At 72.5% G+C, this 14,914-nt stretch carries 17 protein-coding genes; 4 read left to right on the forward strand and 13 right to left on the reverse strand.

Going from position 1 to position 14,914, the window contains the following annotated elements; genetic code table 11:
• Window positions 1–94: 94 nt before the first annotated feature.
• From DEJ11_RS06130 to DEJ11_RS06140, 3 genes are all read right to left on the reverse strand, one after another.
• Window positions 95–1,210 (reverse strand): sugar ABC transporter substrate-binding protein, encoded by a 1,116-nt coding sequence (locus tag DEJ11_RS06130; protein ID WP_110864793.1) that lies wholly within the window; start codon window positions 1,208–1,210, stop codon window positions 95–97.
• Between the two features lie 196 nt (window positions 1,211–1,406).
• Window positions 1,407–2,579 carry an ROK family transcriptional regulator gene (locus DEJ11_RS06135; RefSeq protein ID WP_071404279.1) on the reverse strand — a complete coding sequence of 391 codons (1,173 nt, stop codon included), beginning with the start codon at window positions 2,577–2,579 and terminating at the stop codon, window positions 1,407–1,409.
• Window positions 2,580–2,695: 116 nt separating this feature from the next.
• Window positions 2,696–3,631, reverse strand: a complete 936-nt coding sequence (locus DEJ11_RS06140) for a ketopantoate reductase family protein (protein WP_111102974.1) — start codon at window positions 3,629–3,631, stop codon at window positions 2,696–2,698.
• A 78-nt stretch (window positions 3,632–3,709) separates the two neighbouring features.
• Between DEJ11_RS06140 and DEJ11_RS06145 the strand changes: the two genes are divergently transcribed.
• Entirely contained in the window at window positions 3,710–4,276 is a 567-nt protein-coding gene (locus tag DEJ11_RS06145) for a TetR/AcrR family transcriptional regulator (protein WP_111102975.1), read from the forward strand.
• 4 nt (window positions 4,277–4,280) lie between these two features.
• Here DEJ11_RS06145 and DEJ11_RS06150 read toward each other — a convergent pair whose 3' ends face one another.
• From DEJ11_RS06150 to DEJ11_RS06165, 4 genes are read right to left on the reverse strand one after another with little or no spacing between them, the layout of a single operon-like run.
• Window positions 4,281–5,240, reverse strand: coding sequence for a hypothetical protein (locus DEJ11_RS06150; protein WP_258375302.1), 960 nt, complete (start codon window positions 5,238–5,240; stop codon window positions 4,281–4,283).
• Window positions 5,237–6,199: an NAD-dependent epimerase/dehydratase family protein gene (locus DEJ11_RS06155; RefSeq protein WP_111102976.1), complete on the reverse strand. Its 963-nt coding sequence runs from the start codon at window positions 6,197–6,199 to the stop codon at window positions 5,237–5,239. Before DEJ11_RS06155 ends, DEJ11_RS06150 begins: the two co-directional genes overlap by 4 nt.
• A complete protein-coding gene (locus DEJ11_RS06160) occupies window positions 6,196–6,843 on the reverse strand; it encodes a MerR family transcriptional regulator (protein ID WP_111102978.1) in 648 nt (215 codons plus the stop codon). Before DEJ11_RS06160 ends, DEJ11_RS06155 begins: the two co-directional genes overlap by 4 nt.
• A 40-nt stretch (window positions 6,844–6,883) precedes the next feature.
• Entirely contained in the window at window positions 6,884–8,065 is a 1,182-nt protein-coding gene (locus DEJ11_RS06165; RefSeq protein WP_111102979.1) for an epoxide hydrolase family protein, read from the reverse strand.
• A 93-nt stretch (window positions 8,066–8,158) separates the two neighbouring features.
• Here DEJ11_RS06165 and DEJ11_RS06170 point away from each other — a divergent pair, with 93 nt between their 5' ends.
• Together DEJ11_RS06170 and DEJ11_RS06175 are read left to right on the forward strand one after the other, a co-directional pair.
• A complete protein-coding gene (locus DEJ11_RS06170; protein ID WP_111102980.1) occupies window positions 8,159–8,752 on the forward strand; it encodes a MarR family winged helix-turn-helix transcriptional regulator in 594 nt (197 codons plus the stop codon).
• Window positions 8,749–9,669, forward strand: coding sequence for an NmrA family NAD(P)-binding protein (locus DEJ11_RS06175; protein WP_111038929.1), 921 nt, complete (start codon window positions 8,749–8,751; stop codon window positions 9,667–9,669). The genes DEJ11_RS06170 and DEJ11_RS06175 overlap by 4 nt, the downstream gene beginning before the upstream one ends.
• Here the strand turns inward: DEJ11_RS06175 and DEJ11_RS06180 are convergent.
• The 4 genes from DEJ11_RS06180 to DEJ11_RS06195 form a co-directional block, all read right to left on the reverse strand.
• Window positions 9,638–9,946 (reverse strand): hypothetical protein, encoded by a 309-nt coding sequence (locus tag DEJ11_RS06180; RefSeq protein ID WP_111102981.1) that lies wholly within the window; start codon window positions 9,944–9,946, stop codon window positions 9,638–9,640. The genes DEJ11_RS06175 and DEJ11_RS06180 overlap by 32 nt on opposite strands.
• Window positions 9,947–9,951: 5 nt before the next feature.
• Window positions 9,952–10,197, reverse strand: coding sequence for a hypothetical protein (locus DEJ11_RS06185; protein ID WP_111024494.1), 246 nt, complete (start codon window positions 10,195–10,197; stop codon window positions 9,952–9,954).
• Window positions 10,198–10,271: 74 nt separating this feature from the next.
• Window positions 10,272–10,520, reverse strand: coding sequence for a hypothetical protein (locus DEJ11_RS06190; RefSeq protein ID WP_181440785.1), 249 nt, complete (start codon window positions 10,518–10,520; stop codon window positions 10,272–10,274).
• Window positions 10,521–10,688: 168 nt separating this feature from the next.
• A complete protein-coding gene (locus DEJ11_RS06195) occupies window positions 10,689–11,744 on the reverse strand; it encodes a hypothetical protein (protein WP_146250026.1) in 1,056 nt (351 codons plus the stop codon).
• Window positions 11,745–11,768: 24 nt separating this feature from the next.
• On the opposite strand from DEJ11_RS06195, the gene DEJ11_RS06200 reads away from it, so the two are divergent.
• The gene (locus DEJ11_RS06200; protein ID WP_111102985.1) at window positions 11,769–12,368 is read left to right on the forward strand and encodes a TetR/AcrR family transcriptional regulator; all 600 of its coding nucleotides are present in this window, start codon (window positions 11,769–11,771) and stop codon (window positions 12,366–12,368) included.
• A gap of 12 nt (window positions 12,369–12,380) precedes the next feature.
• Here the strand turns inward: DEJ11_RS06200 and DEJ11_RS06205 are convergent, their stop codons facing one another.
• Together DEJ11_RS06205 and DEJ11_RS06210 are read right to left on the reverse strand one after the other, a co-directional pair.
• Window positions 12,381–13,520, reverse strand: a complete 1,140-nt coding sequence (locus DEJ11_RS06205) for a glycosyltransferase (protein ID WP_111102986.1) — start codon at window positions 13,518–13,520, stop codon at window positions 12,381–12,383.
• Between the two features lie 22 nt (window positions 13,521–13,542).
• Complete coding sequence (locus DEJ11_RS06210; protein ID WP_111102987.1) at window positions 13,543–14,913, reverse strand: FtsX-like permease family protein; 1,371 nt, start codon at window positions 14,911–14,913, stop codon at window positions 13,543–13,545.
• Window position 14,914 lies beyond the last annotated feature (1 nt).

A 14,914-nucleotide genomic window follows, 5' to 3' on the forward strand; every position in this document is an offset into this window, starting at 1 on the left:
CGTTGCTCACGGGTGTCGTGCTCACGGGTGTCGTCCTCGATCGGTGAGGCCCGCCCGGTCCGCAGTCGGACCGGGCGGGCAGAGGGGGTCGGACCTACTTGATGCCGGCGCTGTCGCAGGCCGACTTGTACTGCGCGGTGCAGATCTTCGACACCTCGTACAGGCCGTCCTTGACGACCGTCGACTGGACGTTGTCCGTGGTGACGGCGACCGGGTCGAGCAGCGTCGACTGGACGCTGGCGCCGCCGGCGGTGTCGACGGTGGTGTCGCCCTTCGGGGTCTCACCCTTGGCGAACTGGATCGCCAGGTCGGCGGCCTTCGAGGCCTCGGGCTTGAAGGCCTTGTAGACGGTCATGTACTGCTCACCGGCGAGGATCCGCTGGATGCCCGCGAGCGAGGCGTCCTGCCCGGTGACGGGCGGGAGCTCGGTGACGCCGGCCGACTTCAGGGCCGCGATGACGCCGCCGCCGGTGTCGTCGTTCGCCGCGTAGACGCCGGTGATCTTGTCCTTGCCGAGCTTGCTGATCTGGCCGGCTGCCCAGTCCTGCGCCTTGGCGGGGTCCCACCCGGGGGTGTCGTACTCGGCGAGCACCTTGTAGCCGCTGTCGTCGATGACCGAGTGGGCGCCCTTCTTGAACTGCGAGGCGTTGTTGTCGGTGGGGGAGCCGTTCACCATGATGATGCCCGAGCCCTCCGGGACCTTCTTCGCCTTGAGGGCGTCGACGAGTGCCTGGCCCTGCAGCTCACCGACCTTCTCGTTGTCGAACGAGATGTAGTAGCTCAGGTCGGGGCTGTTGATGAGCCGGTCGTAGGAGATCACCGGCACCTTCTTCGCCTTCGCCTGCTGGACGATGGACGCTGCGGCCTCGCCGTCGAACGGGTCGAGGACCAGGACCTTGACGCCCTGCGTGAGCATCGACTGGGCCTGCTGCAGCTGCTTCGACGCGTCGCCGTCGGCGTTCGCGTAGATGACCGAGCAGCCGCTGCACTGCTTCTTCACCTCGGCGGTGAAGAGCGGACGGTCGGCGCTGGCGTAGCGGGCGGTGACGGAGTCGGGCAGGAGCAGGCCGATCTTGGCCTTCGACGCGTCGCCGCCGCCTCCGCCGGAACCGGTCCCGGCGTCCGCGCCGTTGGAACAGCCCGCCAGGGTGGTGATCGCGAGCAGCAGGGCGCTGACGCCCAGCATCGCTCGTGTGGTGGATTTCTTCATTGAAACGTCCTCCAACAGTGGACCGCCCCCATCGGCGGTGCCCTGAGTGTGACAGCGAGCGTTCTTGGCTGCAAGAGTTGAACGCAAGGACCGCGCGCCGTGACGAAAACGTTATCCGGAGGGCGCGGGGCGGCCAGGCCAGCGGCGGGGCGGCCACGTCGGCGGGCGCGTGCGGGTCGGCAGCGACCGTCTCCGCTCAGCGCGCGCGCGTCACGTCCACCGCTTCGATCGCCAGGGCCAGCGCCCCGGTCACCGAGGCCTTCTCGCCGAGCTGCCCCTGCACCACGTCCGGCGTGCCGTCCACGTCGACGATCAACGACGACTCGAGGGCCTGCCGCATCGGGCCGAGCAGGAGTTCCCCGGCTCGTGCGAACTCGCCGGTGACCACCACCCGCTCCGGGTCGAGGACGTTGCAGAGCCCCACCGCCGCCGAACCGATCGCCCGCCCGGCGTCGGCCACGGCGCGCATGCAGACCTGGTCGCCGCCCATCGCGCGCAGGATCAGGTCCGCCAGCTTGAGGGTGCCGACCTCGTCGCGGACGCCCTCGAGCACGGCGGGTGCGCCGGCGATCGCCTCGAGGCACCCGCGGTTGCCGCACCGGCACAGGGGCCCGTTCGGCAGGACGGGGGTGTGCCCGAACTCGCCGGCGATGCCGTGGTGCCCACGGAACAGGTGCCCGCCCAGCACGAGTCCGGCGCCGATGCCGTTGCCGACGTCGAGCGTCACCACGGTGTCGCGGCCGCGTGCCGCTCCGCTCCGGTGTTCGGCCAGGGCGGCGAGGTTGGCGGAGTTGTCGACCTGCACGGGCTTGTCCATCCGCCGGGCGAGCGACTGGCCGAGCGCGACGCCGTCCCAACCCCGCAGGATCCCGCCGCGCGCCGTCATCCCGGTGCGGGCGTCGATCGGGGCGGCCACGGCGAGGCCGACTGCGAGCACCTCGTCCATCGACGACTCGATCGACTCCACCATGTCCAGCACGAGCAGCGCGGTCTTGTCGAGCTCGGCGTCCGCCCGGTGGTCCCGTGCCAGGGGCATGTGCCGCTCGGCCAGGACGGCGCCGTTCAGGTCCGACAGCGCCAGCCGCAGGTGCCGCGGCGAGACGTGCACCCCGGCGACCAGCCCGAGGCCGTGCGGCAGGGTCACGCGGAGCGCCCGACGTCCGCTCGAGGTGCTCGGCGTCGCGTGCAGGGCGCCCGTCGCGACGAGTTCCTTGACGATGTTCGAGACGGTCGCGGGGGAGAGTCCGGTCACCCCGGCGAGCTCGACCTGCGTCAGCCCGCCGTGCCGCTTCACCGCGCTGACGACCCGGCCCCGGTTGGCTTCACGCAGTGAAGCTTGGTTCCCCGGACTGCGGCGCGGCTCTGACACGGGGACAGCGTAACGGGCGGGTCCGGAACGCTCGCCGTGACGGACTGGAGGCACGGTGCCAGCTGGCACCGTGCCTCCAGGCCGTGGGTGGTCGCGTCCACCGCCCGCACCCGTCGTCAGACGCGTCGCGCCGTCCGGTCGAGGCGCGGGGTCGGGATGCCCAGGGCGGCGGCGGTGCGCCGGACGTCCTCGAGGACCGCGAGGGGTTCGGCGGCGGTCGGGTCGTCGTGCGCGGCGAGGCTCGCCCGCGCGATCGGGACGAGCGCCGTGGCCGCGGCGACGAGCGTTGCCGTCGTCCCCGGCAGCCGGACGGGCAGGGTCGTGGAGCGGTGTCGGGAGAGGTCGACGCCCCGTGCCTCCAGGACCGGGCGGAGCTCGCGGCCGGTCAGGAACGCCTCGCGGAGCGCGTGCCGGTCCCCGACCATCGTCGCCAGGCCACCGCTCTGCAGGGCCTGTGCGAACATGCCGGCGTCGAGCACGAAGTGCAGCCACAGCCAGCCGCGGATGTCGTCCTCGTCCTGCACGGTGAACCCCGCCCGCTGGAACACCGACCGCACCAGCTCCCGCCGGTCCGGAGCCGTGCCGGTCGTCCCGAGCCGGACCGAACGGAGGACGGCGCCGTGCAGGACCCCGTCGGCGTCGAACCCGCCGCCGGCGCCCGGGAACCCGAACAGCACCCGGTCCGCGGCGAGCGGTGCGACCGCGGCGAGGGGTTCGTCCCACACGTTGCCGAGGACCAGCACCGTGGCGTCGCCGATGCGGGGCGACAGGGTGGCCACGGCCTCCTGCAGTCGGTGGTGGCCGACGCTGAGGACGACGAGGTCGTAGGCGTCGTCCGGGTCGATCGACTCGACCAGTCGCGTCGGCGACGTCGATCGGGTGCGCCGACCCAGGGGTCCGCGGCGACCGTCGATGACGTCGGTCTGCACGCTGTCGCCGTACTCGGCAGCACGCCCCGGCCGCACCAGGTGGTCGACCTGGTGCCCGGAGTGCTGGAAGGTCTGGCCGTAGATCGTGGCGATGACGCCCCGGCCGAGCATGAGGATCCGCATCAGGCACCTGTCCGCTAGTCTGGAGACGATCTCCACTTTGAAGATATGGAGATTGTTTCCACTTGTCAAGGAGGCTCCATGTCGGTCGAGGAACCCCTGCCTGCCGAGAAGCCGATGCGCGCCGACGCCCGTCGGAACCGCGACGCGATCGTGGCCGCTGCCCGGACGGCGTTCGAGCGTGACGAGCAGCTGCGATTCGACGACTTCGCCGGACGCGCGGGAGTCGGCGTCGGCACCCTCTACCGACACTTCCCGACACGCGAAGCGCTGGCGGCTGCGGTCTACCGGGGCGAGGTCGACGTCCTCTGCCGCCGTGCTCGTGACTCGACGCGACCCGCGGCCGAGAGCCTCGACGACTTCCTGCACGGGTTCGTGGAGTACGTGGTCGACCACGCGGCGCTCGCCCGCACCCTCGCCGCCGTGGTCGACGCCACCACGCAGGCCGAGGGCGGGGGAGACCTGGAGCGGACGCTCGCCGAGCTGATGGCACGCGCTGCCGCCGACGGGACCATCCGGTCCGACGTCGCCCCCGGGACGGTGCTCATGCTGCTGCACGGCATCGGGGCCGGGATCGATCGCCCCGGGTGGGCGACGGAAGCCCGTGCTGCCGCCGACCTGATCTCCCGAGGGCTCCGGGTCCGCTGATCCGTCAGTGCAGTCGCGCCGCCGGAGCGGTGCGGGCACGGAGCAGGCGGGCACGGAGCAGCACGGCCGCGCTCGCAGTTGCGGCGAGCACGACGAGTGACCACGCCACCGCGCCCACCGCGCCGGCGGGGTGGACCACCGACTGTCCGACCGCGGCCTGCACGGTGAGGAGCACGGTGCCCGCCGCCCACGCGACCGCGACGACGACCACGATCCGCACCTGCGTGGTCGGGTGCGCCAGCCACGGCAGGCGCCGACCCGCGGCGGCGACCAGGAGCGCCACCAGTGGGAGCACCTGCAGGGCGTGCATGCCGACGAAGTGGGCGACCCGGTAGTCACCGCCGACGGTGCTCCACCCGAGCAGCGGCACCCCGGGTCCGCCGTCCGCGATCCCCACCGTGTGGGCGCCGACGATCCCGTCCGGAGCGGTGAGCTGGGTGGGGGTCGGGCCGGTCATCAGGAACGCGACCCCGATGCCGAGGAGCGCGATGACGGCACCGGCGCGGACGGCAACCGTCAGTGCCGGGGTGGGCAGGCGCAGGAAGAACAGCGCGATCGAGGTGACGAAGGTGCAGAGGTAGAGCGTCGTGATCGCCACCGCCATCACCGCCCACACCACCACGTGCACGCTGTTCGACACGTTGAAGTGACTCGTCGTGCCGGTGGCGGCGGCCCACACGATGAGCACCTGTTCCACCACCAGGGCCACGGCGACCACGGTGCCGAGTCGGCGAGCCAGCGTCTGCCACTTCGGCAGGTGGGCGATGAGCCACGCCCACGTGACGGCGTAGAGCAGGATCGACAGCGAGAACTTCAGGGGCTTCATCCACGCCGGTGCTCCGAGGATGGTCCGGGGATCCACGACGAGTCCGACGAGGCAGACCGCGGTGGACACGACCATCAGGCCGGCCACGGCCATGAGTGCCGGGTGCCACGCGACCGCTCGGCGGACGGCGGCGATCACCGGGTCACGCTCCGGGCGTGCAGCAGGGCGGCGGCCACGACGTCGGCGGTGGGGGTCGGGTGCACGCCGAAGGTCTGCTCGAACGCCGACGAGTCGAAGACGTAGGGGTCGGTGTACTGGTACCGCAGCTCGAGCGTCTCGCGGGCGGACGTGTTGAACAGCGCACCGAAGCGCAGCGTGGCCGACGACATCACGGCCGTGCGAGCGGCGGGTACCCCGGCGAGCTCGACGTACTGCCGCCCCGTCAGCGCCGGGGCGGTCGGCAGGTGCCAGGTCCGGCCCGTCGCACGGCCGTCGGTGCCGAGGACCACGAGCGCGTCGCCGATGTCGGTCGTGGCGGTGAGGGAGTGCGGCTGGTCTGCGTCGAGCAGCCAGGTCGGGCGCTTGCCGGCGGCGATCCGGTCGACGACGAACCCGTTGAACACGCTCGTCGTCGCCCCGGGGCCGGTGAAGTCGGCGCTCCGCCCGATGGTGACGGCCAGTCCGCGGTCGGCCGCGGTTCGCAGCTGTTCGAGGGCGGCCGCGCGCACCGCACCCTTCCGGCCGGAGGGGTTGATCGGGGTCGCCTCGGTCATCGGCCCGGACACGCGGCCGTAGGCGTAGACGTTGTCGAGGTACACCAGGTGGGTGCCCTCGGCCAGGGCTGCCTCAACGGTGTTGTCGACGATCCGCGGCCACTGGTCCGTCCAGACCCTCGACGAGTACGGCAGTCCGGCGACGAGGTACGCGACGTCGGCACCGTGCAGTGCGCGGCGGACGGCGGTGGGGTCGAGCAGGTCGGCGATGAGGTGTTCGGGGGTGGCGTTGGCGCTCTCGCTCTCGTTGTTGCCTGCCGTTGCTGGTGTCGACGGGCGCCGGCCGACGGACACGGCGGTGACGTCCTGCTCGCGGAGGGCTCGGAGCGTCTCGCGCCCGACGACACCGTTGCCGCCCAGGACGACGTGCAGCGGAGCGGTCATGCGCCGGCCTCGTCCGTGTCGGCGACGGGGAACAGGTCGTGGGTGGCGTCCTGCTGCGCCAGGCGCCGGAGTCCTGCGAAGAGCGGATCGCCGAGGACGGTCCCGATCACCATCAGCTCCGCCATCGCGGTCCGGCCGTCGCGGTCCTGCAGCGCGGCGACGTCGGCACGTGCCGCGCTCGCCGCTGCCGACACGTAGGCGTCGAGGTAGTCGTCCGGAGCGTCGAACCCGATGGTGCGCAGCCCGTCGAGCGCCCGGGCCGCGGTCTCGAGTCCCGGGTTGTCCGACGTCGCGCACCAGCCGGCGGCCGACACCCGTTCCTCGATCCGGGTACGGGCCTCCGGGGTCGCCTCGGGCTCGGGGGAGCGCGGGGTGGTCATCGCGTACTGGGCGACGGCGAAGACCTCGGCCAGCGGTGCGGTCTCGGCATCGAGCACGGCCAGGACCTGCTTCGTCACGGCGACCGAGAGTCCGCCGGTATCCAGGAGTGCCCGGACGAGCCGGACCCGTTCGACGTGCCGGTCGTCGTAGGCGGTCTGGTTCGGCGCCGACTTCTCGCCGGGAGGCAGCAGGCCTTCGCGTTGGTAGTACTTGACGGCGGTGACCGGCGTGGACGCCGCTCGGGCAAGTTCAGATATTCGCACTATCGGAGAGTAGCGGTACCTACTCGCTGACCACAAGGTATCAGCGCAGGTTCCGGAACGTCGCACGGACGTCGTCGACGAGCAGCTCCGGCTGTTCGAGCATCGCGAAGTGCCCGCCGCGCGTGACCTCGTTGAAGAACACCAGGTCGGTGTACCGGCGCGCTGCCCAGCGGCGCGACCGGCGGACGTACTCGCCGGGCATGATGCTCAGTCCGACGGGCAGGGTCAGTGGTTCCTCGACGGTGCCCGGGGTGGCCCAGCCGGTCCGCGTCGCCTCCCAGTAGATGCGCGCCGAGGACGCAGCGGTGTTCGGCAGCCAGTACAGCATGACGTCGTCGATGATCTCGTCGAGCGGGAAGAGCCGTTCGGCATCGCCGTGTTCGTCGTGGGAGCCGCCGACGTCCTGGAACATCGCGTAGATCCACGACGCCAGCCCGACGGGGGAGTCCGCCAACGAGTACCCGATTGTCTGCGGGCGGGTCGACATCTGCTGCGAGTAGGCCGACAGCTCCCGCCAGTAGTGGCCGCTCTCCTGCAGCATGACCCGCTCGTCGGGGGAGGCGTTCCGGGCTTCGTCGTCCGTCGGCATGAACAGCGCCATGTTGAGGTGGATCCCGGCGAGTCCGATGTCCCCGGCGGCCTGCAGTGCCGCGAGCTCCGCGGTGACGGTGGCGCCGAGGTCGCCGCCCTGGGCGAACCAGTCCGTGTACCCGAGCCGGGACATCAGCACCGACCAGGCCCTCGCGGTCCGGGCGGTGTTCCACCCGGTCGTCGTCGGCTTCCCGGAGAAGCCGAACCCGGGCAGGCTCGGGATCACGACGTGGAACGCGTCCGCCGCGTCGCCGCCGTGCGCCACCGGGTCGGTGAGCGGACCGATCGCGTGGCGGAACTCCAGGACGGAACCGGGCCAGCCGTGGGTGAGCAGGAGCGGGCGGGCGCCGGGGACGGCGGACCGGACGTGCAGGAAGTGGACCTCGAGCCCGTCGATGTGGGTCGTGTGCTGGCCCCAGCCGTTCAGCAGTGCTTCGGTCCGGCGCCAGTCGTACTCCGTCGTCCAGTGTTCGACGAGGGCGCGGACCTTCTCGAGTCGGGGCCCCTGCGAGGTGTCCTCGACGGTCTCGGCATCGGGCCAGCGGGTGGTCAGGAGACGGCGGCGCAGGTCGTCGAGTTCCGCCTGGGGGACGTCGAGGGTGAACGGGGTGATGGCTGCGGTGTCCGACATGGGGTCCTCGGCTGCTTGGCGTCAGGGCGGTTGTCCGTCTTGATCGCAGATGATCTTTGCACAAGACGATCTTGTTCCGGTACGGTCTCCGGTATGGACAGTCCGACGCCGACCGACGCGCTCCCCGAGATCGACTGGGGCGCCGAGGGCATCGAATCCGAACTCGGGTGGGCGCTGCCGCTGGCGCTCCAGGGCTTCACGCGTTTGGGCAGCGAGGCGGTCGCCGACGTGCCGGGAGGTCCCCGTGGCTACCAGGTGCTCGTCGCGACCACGACCGAGGAGCCGTCGTCGCAACTCGGGCTCGCGCAGCGCCTCGGGATCGACAAGACCCAGATGACCTACATCGTCGACGCGCTCGAGGCGGGCGGGCTCGTCGAGCGCCGCCCCGCCCCGACCGACCGGCGGGTGCGGCAGGTCCACCCCACCGACGCCGGCCGTGCCCTGCTCGCCCGGACGCGGTCCGCCCTGCGCGGCGCCGAGGGCGTGCTCATGCGGCACCTCGACGACGACGAACAGACGACGCTGCGCCGGCTGCTGGCCCGCGTCGCGCTCACCGCCGGGCTCGGCACCGCCGGACCGGACCAGGCAGACCCCACGTTCCAGCACCCCCTCGCCGTCCCGGAGCGATCCCGACGGCGCACCGCGACGACCACGTCGACCACCACTGCAGTGAGGCCCCGCCCATGACCACCACCATCCTCGTCGCCGGCGCCACCGGCGACCTCGGGCATCGCATCGTCCGCGAGCTCACCCAGCACGACGTGCGGGTCCGGGTCCTCACCCGGCCCGGCAGCAGGACCGCCGCAGAACGCTTCGGCGACGACGCCCGTGTCGACGTGGTTGCCGCCGAGTACGGCGACCACGACGCCCTGACCCGGGCCGTGAGCGGCGCCGACGTCGTGGTCTCCGCCGTGAGCGGGACCCGCCCGGTGATCGTCGACGCCCAGCGCGCGCTGCTCGCGGCGACCGTGGCGGCGGGCGTCCGGCGGTTCATCCCGTCCGACTACTCGGCCGACTACCGGCGGATCGCACCCGGCACCAACCGCAACTTCGAGCTGCGGCGCGAGTTCGCCGCCGACCTCGACGCGGCCCCCGTGCAGGCGACCTCGATCCTGACCGGCATGTTCACCGACCTGCTGACCGGCGAGGCCCCGATGATCCTGTCCGGCCGTCGGCTCGTGCTGTTCTGGTCGTCGGCGGACCAGGTGCTCGACTTCACCACGAAGGACGACGTCGCCCGGGTCACAGCCCTCGCCGCGCTGGACGACGATGCTCCGCGGGTGATCGAGATGGCGGGCGACCAGGTCACCGCACGCGACGTCGCACGCACCATGAGCGAGCTGACGGGGGAGCGCTTCCGGCTGCAGTGGGCCGGCACCACCGGCACCCTGTCCGCGATGAGCGCCGTCGGCAGGCGCCTGTCGAAGGACCCCGACGAGACGTTCCCGGCATGGCAGGGGATGCAGTACTTCGTGAGCATGTTCAGCGGGCAGGCGCAGCTGCACCACGTCGACAACGACCGCTACGGCGTGCAGTCCTGGACGAGCGTCCGTGACGTGCTCCGCGCACACCTCAGCGGACAGGGCCACCCGGCGACGGACTGACGGGCGCGGTGCGCGGTCGTCGGCGGCGGAGCAGGAACGCGAGCCTGACGACGACGACCGGCACCAGCGCGAGTGCGGCGAGCCAGACGACGACGTCCCACTCCGGTGAGAGCGGCACGCCGAGCGTGCTCGACGAGGTCCGCCACACCTGGTCGCCGGGCCCCTCGTGCTCGTCCATCCCCGTGACCGGGAACAGCAGCGCCGTCGCGATCGCCCAGCCCACCAGGACCGCGACGGCGATCAGTGCCCAGGGACGCGCAGCGGACGGGGCGGACATCTGTGTCACCGGACCGCAGTCCGCGAGCGCTCGGCCCGGGTGCCCCACCACGTGGCGACCAAGGCAGCGGCTCCCAGTGCGAGCCCGACGACGCCTGATCCGAGGCACGGGATGAGGGCGAGGCCCAGGCCGATGTTCGCGCCGCCGCCCTCCGGGCCGTAAGACGCGTCGTACATCAGCGCCCCGACGCCGAGGAACCCCACGGCGAGGAGCACGGTGCTGACCCAGTGGAGTGTGCGGGCTGTGGTCATGGCGGTTGTTCCCCTTGAGAGTGCGGTTGACGAATCCTCGCACGGCTGTTCCGCCGCACATTCCTGGAGCGGCATCAGTCGATCGGCACGCGGCCGGCTCGGGCCGCCCGGACGATCTGCCACACGCAGACCGCGAGCACGACGACACCGGCGAAGGCGGCGATCCACGCGCCCGCGACACCGATCATCGGCTCGGTCGTGCAGTAGCTCGTCGCTTCTCCGGGAACGGCATCGGCGCAGGTGGTCGTCGGGATCAGCGTCAGCATCGACATCGTCACGACGACGACCACCGCGACCGTGGGCCACCCCACCACTCGTTCCACCGTGCGCTCCGTCCTGCCTGCCATCGGTGGGTCAACCATGCCGTACGACGGACCGGACCGGTGTCTCGATCAGGCAACGAATCGGCCGTGCCGACAGGCGGACTGGAGGCCCGGTGCCAGCTGGCACCGGGCCTCCAGTCCGTCAGCCGCTCGCGGTGACCGCATCGCTCACGCCACGACGGCGGCCGGCGGCACCGGTCCGACGATCGCCGCGACGTCCCGTCGCCGTGCGGCGCCGGTCCGCACCCCGTGCGCCACCGACAGGGACACGGCTGCGGCGACGATCCACGCACCCAACGTGAGGAGCGCGCCCGTCGCGCCAGCCCCGTCGAAGTAGCTGAACCCCGTGACTGCGCCGAACGCGGCACCCGGCGGGAGGGCCTGTCCGACGGTGGCGAGCACGGGTGGCAACAGGTGGGTGCTGATCGTCGCACCGCTCGTCGCGTTGCCGAGGGTTGTGAAGAGGAGCGTCGAGACGATCACGCCCATCGGTCCGACGATCGAGGTGATCGCCATCGTGGACAGCGAGACGGCGACGGCGAGGAGCGAGAGCACCACGATCACGGCGCCCGTCGCTGCGGGGACGGCGCCGTCGATCGGCCCGGCGATGACGGCGACCACCGCGGCTGCGGCGATGCTCCCCACCACCGTGACGACGATCCGGGTGCGGAGGCGCGCGAGGGCGCCGAGTGAGTTCATGACCTGCGCCAGGATGAACGCCGCCAGGGTCGTGCCGAAGACCAGGTAGAACCCCGCGATGCCCTGGGCATCGTTCGTCGCGAGCGGGACGACGTCCTGTGTGCTGGTGACGGAGGCACCGGCGCCGGCCGCGACCCCGGAGAGCATCGTGGTCGCGGCGGTCGTCGCGCTCCGTCCCTCGGCGCCTGCCGTGTACAGGGACCAACCGTCGCTGCCGGGGACGAGGGCTGCGACCGCGTCGCGGGACCGGACGAGGTCGCGTGCGTCGGAGGGGGAACCGGCGGTGCGCACGTCGGCGCGGTCGCCGAGCGCCTCGCCCGCCGCGTCGGCCACCTGGGTGCCGACGACGGCGATGGGCAGGTGGTGGGGTGTCGGGGCCTTCTGCAGGCCGATGTACAGGCCGGCGAACGCTCCGGCGACGGTCATCGCGACCAGGATCTGGGTGACGAGGACGGGCAGGACCCGGCGGACCGGGGGGAAGCCGGCGGGCTTCGTGGCGTTGTTAGTAATCGATTCATTACTCATGGAATCGAATGATACCCTCGCGGCATGGAGACAGCAAGGGGTCCGGTCCCGAAGGGTGCGGAGCGCATGGCCGGCAGCCAGCGGCGCGAGGCCACCCTGACCGCGGCGGCCGCCGTGTTCGCCCGGCAGGGGTACCACGGCGCGACCACGGAGCGCATCGCCCAGGCCGCGGGCATCAGCCAGCCGTACGTCGTCCGGATGTTCGGCTCGAAGGAGAACCTGTTCCTCGCCGTCGTCGACGGGTGCCTCGAAGCCGTGCTCGACGCGTTCCGGGCGGCACTCGACGACGGGCAGCCGGGCGCCGTCGCGTCCCGCCTCGGCGCTGCGTACCGTGCGCTCGCGACCGAGGACGGCGTGCACCTCATCGTGATGCAGTCGTACATGCTCGGTGCCGACCCCGTCGTCGGACCGGTCGCCCGAGACGGCTTCACCCGGATCCTGCACTTCCTGGTCGAGGAGGCCGGGCTGTCGGAGTCCGCGGCGGAGTCGTTCCTGGCCAAGGGGATGCTCATCAACACGCTGCTCGGCATCCGGCTCGGGGACCAGGACGACCCGCTCGCGCAGCGGTTCACCCAGACGGTGTTCGGCCCGGACCCCACAGGACCCGGGCCGACCGACCGCTGACGAGCGTCGTCGTCAGGCGACGCGCTCGACCCGTTCGACGAGCTCCCTGACGGCGTCCGTCGCGCTCGGGCGCTGCGCGGTCTCGTCGCCCAGTCGCCGTGCCGCGGCGAAGTGACTGCGCTCCGCGAGCATCCGGTGCACCGCAGGACCGACCGCCGACGGCTCGTCGACCACGACCGCGACACCGGCCTCGGCGGCACGGGCGGCGTTGATGAACTGGTCCGCGCCCTGCGGGAGCAGCACCATCGGCACGCCCACGCTGGCCGCGGCGAGCACCGTGCCGGCACCGGCCGCTGCGACGACCAGGTCCACGCCCTCGAGCAGCTCGCGCATCGGGCGGAACGGCACGAAGCGCACGTGCTCGCTGTCGTCGAGGCGCTCGCCGATGACCCCGACGGTCGCCACCAGGTCGGCCTCGTCGGGCTGGAACCCGTCGAGGATCGCCGTCAGCAGCGCGGCGTCGCCGAAGACCGTGCCGAGGGTGACGAGCACCCGCGGTCGTCCTCCGCGCGCCGAGACCGGTGCGAGCGGCTGCTCGGCGGCGGCGGCGTCCGGTCGGCTGTGCGGTTCGGAGCGGAACGGGATCGTGACGGGCGGCTGCGTCCACCCGGGTGCCTGCAGCGACACCGGCGTCGGGTCGAGCAGGGCGATGGGCGGGGTCGGCACCACTCCTCGCTCGGCGTAGCGGGGGAGGACGAGCTCGGCCATCGGGCGGCGGAACTCCTCGGGGACCTCGGGGCCGAAGGCGACGGTCGCGTACGGCACGCCGAGTTCCGCGGCGACGAGCGGCCCGACCAGGTCGACGGCGTCCGCGACGACCACGTCGGGCGCCCACCCGCGCGCTGCGCGCACGGCGTCGTCGACGGTCAGGTCGACGCGGGTGCCGGCGAAGAACTCGGCGACGGCCGCCGGCTCGGGCCGGTTCGCGGGGTCGCTGCCGGGGATGCGGCGGGCCACTTCGGAGAACAGGTCGGGAGGCATGGGTCCGGCCGCCAGGACCGGCACCGTGGGCAGTTCGGTCGCCAGGGGCTCGCGCATCCCACCACTGGTGAGCAGGGCGGCATCGTGGCCGGCCGCCTGTGCGGCACGGGCGAGCGGGACGAGGGGCAGGAGGTGTCCGAGTGCGGGGACGCCGGAGAAGAGGATGCGCAAGAGGGGTCTTCCTGGTTCGGGGTCAGTCGGCGGCGAGGACGAGCGGGATGCTGCGTCGGCGTCCGGTGACGAGGGGGATCGTGCCGGCGGCCACCATGAGCACGAGGCTCACGAGGGCGGCCGGCAGGGCGGCCTGCAGGCCCAGGTGGGGCTGCGTGCCGGGGACGGTGACCGCGAGCGCGACGGCTTGTCCGCAGGCGGTCAGCACGAGGACGACGGCGGCGACGAGGACCGCGGTGCCGACGAGGATGACGGACTCCCACGCTGCGCGGGCGAGCACGGTGGCGCGGGACCCGCCGGCGGCCTCGACCAGCGCGGCCTCCTGCTCGCGGGTGCGTCCGGCCATCAGGACGGTGGCGGCCGCGCCGAAGAGCGACACGAGCAGCGGCCCGCCGAGCATGAGCAGGACGCTCTGCACGTCGAGTCCACCACCCGACGACGACCCCGTGGTCCGGTGCACGGCGTCACCCAGGGTGTCGAAGCCGGCGAAGAGGCTGCCGGGCAGGGCGATCGTGATGACGAGCGCGCTCACCGTGGCGCTGCTCCGGTCGACGGAGAACGCGGCGGCGTTGCGTGCGAGGAACCACGATGCCGATCGGTGCGCGGGCACCACCGCGGTCCAGGCCCGGAGGGTGGCCGGGAACACCACGGGGCCGATCGCGGTGCAGGCCGCCGTCACGAGCGGCCCGATCAGCAGCACCTGCCCTCCGGTCCGGACGCCGGCGTCGACGATCGAACTGGTCAGGAGCCCGGCGAGCAGCAGTGCGACGGCACTCGCGGCCCAGCGGGTCCAGGTCGTCCGGGTGCGGACGGACTCCGGCTCCCGCAGGACCTCGATCGGGCGGACGAGACCGGCTCGGCGCGACGGCCGGAGACTGCTCAGGACGACCACGACCGTCACGGCGAGCACGACCGAGACAGCGCTCGTCGGACCGAACCGTTCGTCGAGGTCCCGGAGCCCGTCGGACTCCGACAAGCCGAAGTGCAGGAACGCCGGCACGAACGGCGCCACGACGAGGCAGCCGATCGTGCTGCCGACCAGCGCCACGACGGCGAGCTGCAGCCGGACGACCGCCGTCACCGTGCGGGACGGCACCCCCACCAGCTGCCAGAGCGCGTAGCCCCGCCGCTGCAGGTCGATCGTCAGGCGGGTGACGCTGCCGAGGACCGCGATGACGGCGACGATCGTCAGCACGACGACGAGCGACGCGAGCGTGGCGAGGCCGCCGGCCCGGAGTAGGTCCGTCGGCCTGCCTGACCCGATGATCGCGAAGCCGGTCTCGAGCATCCCGGCCGCGATGGCGGCAGCCGCCGCGGTGGCTGCGCTGACGACGAGTGCGCCGATCCAGATGCCGGCGTTCTGCCGCAGGTCGCTCAGGACGAGTCGGAGCACG

Origin of the sequence: Curtobacterium sp. MCLR17_058 (assembly GCF_003234705.2) — a bacterium.
GTDB classification, from domain to species: Bacteria; Actinomycetota; Actinomycetes; order Actinomycetales; family Microbacteriaceae; genus Curtobacterium; species Curtobacterium flaccumfaciens.